This is a genomic window from Candidatus Frankia alpina (assembly GCF_902806485.1).
In the GTDB taxonomy this organism is placed as follows: domain Bacteria; phylum Actinomycetota; class Actinomycetes; order Frankiales; family Frankiaceae; genus Frankia; species Frankia alpina.
Genome location: NZ_CADCWT010000382.1, coordinates 1 through 3,067, shown reverse-complemented (window position 1 = coordinate 3,067; position 3,067 = coordinate 1). Strand labels below are relative to the sequence as shown.

Here is a 3,067-nt window from a genome sequence, read left to right as displayed (position 1 = left end):
AAACGTTACCAGGAAAGGCTCACTGTCCGCGAAAATTCGACCAGTCGGCCCGGAATATTCCGGGTAATCGTGGTCTCGCCTTCGCCGACGGGCGTCGAGTGGCCGCCGGATGACTCCGCTCGGTGCCGGGTTCAACAGCATCTGTATCGCAAAATTATCCAGATTCCGGGTGGATCGACCGAGCTACCTTTTTTGCGGGGTCACCACCGAAGACGCCCGCCGGACGGCCGCGGGGGGTATCCTGCCGCAGGGCGCGCAGTGGCCGGTGAGCCCCGGTTTGCAGCCGCGCCAAGCCCCACATCCGCCGCCGTGGCCGTGCTTGCTCTCGTCGGCCGGCCGGTGGATCGGCGCGCCGAGCGCGGCACGTGGGGCATCCCGCCGGCTGGACTAGGCTGGCCGTGGTCATCTGCCGGCCGCCCGCTGTGGTCTCGCCGTGCGCCCGCCGCTCCTTTCCGGGCGGTGGCGCCGCGGAACCCAGCGCGCGAATGGTTGAGCCGCCGCGGCCGCATCGGCGGTGACCGGCTAGTGATCCGCGGGCGGGTGCCGCGGACGAGGGGTGATGGAGGGCACGACGTCGTGGCTGCTGACGGTTTCCGTCGCACCCGGGCCGGGATCGAACTGCGGCTGCCGCGGTGGGAGTCGGCGTTGCTGTCCCAGCTCGTCGGTCAGATCGAGGCGCTACTCGAACCACCGCCCGTCGAGGATCCGCTGGAGGCATTGGTCGGACTGCGTGACACCGCCCCGCCGCCGCCGGAGGACCCGGCGATCGCCCGGTTGCTTCCCGACCCGTACCCGGAGGACCCGATGGCCTCCGGGGATTTCCGCCGCCGCCGCACCGACGATCTGCTCGCCCGCAAACGGGACGCGGCCCGCCGGGTCCTGGCCGCCATGCCTGCTCCTGGGGTCGCGCTCGTCCTCAGCGAGGACGCCGCCCAGGACTGGCTGACCACCCTGAACGACCTGCGGCTGTTCCTGGGTACCCGCCTCGCCCTGACCGACGACGACTCCACCGACGAGTTGGAGCTCATGGATCCCGAGGATCCTCGCTACCCGCTGGTAGCGACGTACGTCTTTCTGACCGGGCTGCTCGACGAGCTGACCCGGACGCTGGACTAGGCCGCCGGTCGCGATTCCGGCCGACCGGGACGGTCTCGTCGCCAGGACCGCCCAGACCGCCCCTTCCGCGTCGTACGGTGGGCCAGTGCTGAGTATCGACCGTGCCTGTTACGAGGCGATCGTCGACCATGCCCGCCGTGATCATCCCGACGAGGCGTGCGGGGTCGTCGCCGGCCCGGCGGGTTCGGATCGGCCGGAGCGGTTCATCCCCATGGAGAACGCCGAGCGCTCGCCGACCTTCTACCGCTTCGATCCGATGGAACAGCTGCGGATCTGGCGGGAGATGGACGATCGCGACGAGGAACCCGTCGTGATCTACCACTCGCACACCGCGACCGAGGCCTTCCCGTCCCGCACGGACATCTCTCTCGCCGGTGAGCCCGGCGCACACTACGTGCTGGCCTCCACCCGGGAGTCTGACCAGACCGAGTTCCGGTCCTTCCGGATCGTGGACGGCGTGGTCACCGAGGAGCCGGTGGAAATGGTCTAAGGACCTCAGGCGCCTGTCGTAACGTCCCCGCCCGCGTAACACCTCCGCCCGTCCGGGCGGCGCCTCGGTCGAGCCCGACCGCTGGCCCCCGCGAAAGGAGCACCATGGCAGTCCAGGTCCGTGTGCCGACGATCCTGCGCACCTACACGGGAGGTTCGAAGCTGGTCGAGGGCACGGGCGACACCGTCGCCGCGCTCTTCCTCGACCTCGACTCCCGGTACTCCGGGCTGCGTGGCCGGTTGGTGACCGGTGAGGACGGGGCTGAGCTGCACCGGTTCGTCAACATCTACGTCAACGACGAGGACGTGCGGTTCCTCGGTGGGCTCGACGCCAAGCTCCGCGACGGCGACGAGGTCACCATCCTGCCCGCGGTCGCCGGTGGTTCCACCGACTGCTCACCCGGCGTCCCCGCCGGTCAGCACTAAGCCGATCGGCAGGTCCGACTCATGCGTTTCGACTCCCTGGCCGACTCGGTCGGCCGGACCCCGCTGGTCGGGCTCCCGCGACTGTCCCCGTCACCGCAGGTCCGACTGTGGGCGAAGCTGGAGCAGGACAACCCAACCGGTTCGATCAAGGACCGGGCGGCGCTGTGGATGATCGCCGACGGCGAGAAGCGTGGCCTGCTCACCCCCGGCGCGACCGTTCTGGAACCGACGTCCGGCAACACCGGCATCTCGCTGGCGATGGTCTGCCGGCAGCGGGGTTACCAGCTCGTCTGCGTCATGCCGGAGAACACCTCGGTGGAGCGTCGCCAGCTGCTGCAGATGTGGGGCGCGGAGATCCGGTACTCGCCCGCCGCCGGCGGCTCCAACGAGGCGGTCGCCGTCGCGAAGCGGCTCGCCGCGGAGAACCCCGACTGGGTCATGCTCTACCAGTACGGCAACCCGGCGAACGCTCAGGCGCACTATGAGACGACCGGCCCGGAGATCCTCGAGGACCTGCCCGCCATCACCCACTTCGTCGCCGGCCTCGGGACGACCGGCACCCTCATGGGCACCGGCCGCTACCTCAAGGAACGGGTGCCCGGCATCACGATCGTCGCTGCCGAGCCCCGCTACGGGGAGCTCGTGTACGGCCTGCGCAACATCGACGAAGGCTTCGTGCCCGAGCTGTATGACCCATCGGTGCTCACCTCGCGTTACTCCGTCGGTCCGCGCGAGGCCCTGCGCCGCACCCGGGAGCTGGTCCAGGAGGAGGGCATCTTCGCCGGGATCTCCACCGGAGCCATCCTGCACGCGGCGTTGGCGCAGGCCGAACGGGCGGTCCGGGAGGACCGGCTGGCCGACATCGCCCTCATCGTCTGTGACGGCGGCTGGAAGTACCTGTCCACCGGTGTCTACGCCGGCACCCTCGAGGAGGCGGAGGCGGCACTCGAAGGCCAACTGTGGGCGTGACCCCGCAGATCGCCTTCGGCGATTTGCGGGGACCTCTCGCCCAGTAGGCCGTCGCTTCTAATATTCG

At 69.7% G+C, this 3,067-nt stretch carries 4 protein-coding genes; all 4 read left to right on the top strand.

What is annotated here, in order from left to right; all coding sequences use genetic code 11:
- Window positions 1–576: 576 nt before the first annotated feature.
- The 4 genes from G6R25_RS22950 (at window position 577) to G6R25_RS22935 (ending at window position 3,000) form a co-directional block, all read left to right on the top strand.
- On the top strand, window positions 577–1,116 hold the full coding sequence (locus G6R25_RS22950) for a DUF2017 domain-containing protein (protein ID WP_163554532.1): 540 nt from the start codon (window positions 577–579) through the stop codon (window positions 1,114–1,116).
- Between the two features lie 85 nt (window positions 1,117–1,201).
- Window positions 1,202–1,606, top strand: a complete 405-nt coding sequence (locus G6R25_RS22945) for a M67 family metallopeptidase (protein WP_163554531.1) — start codon at window positions 1,202–1,204, stop codon at window positions 1,604–1,606.
- Between the two features lie 104 nt (window positions 1,607–1,710).
- On the top strand, window positions 1,711–2,031 hold the full coding sequence (locus tag G6R25_RS22940) for a MoaD/ThiS family protein (protein ID WP_136448070.1): 321 nt from the start codon (window positions 1,711–1,713) through the stop codon (window positions 2,029–2,031).
- Window positions 2,032–2,052: 21 nt separating this feature from the next.
- Window positions 2,053–3,000: a PLP-dependent cysteine synthase family protein gene (locus G6R25_RS22935; protein WP_163554530.1), complete on the top strand. Its 948-nt coding sequence runs from the start codon at window positions 2,053–2,055 to the stop codon at window positions 2,998–3,000.
- The last annotated feature ends 67 nt before the right edge of the window (window positions 3,001–3,067 follow it).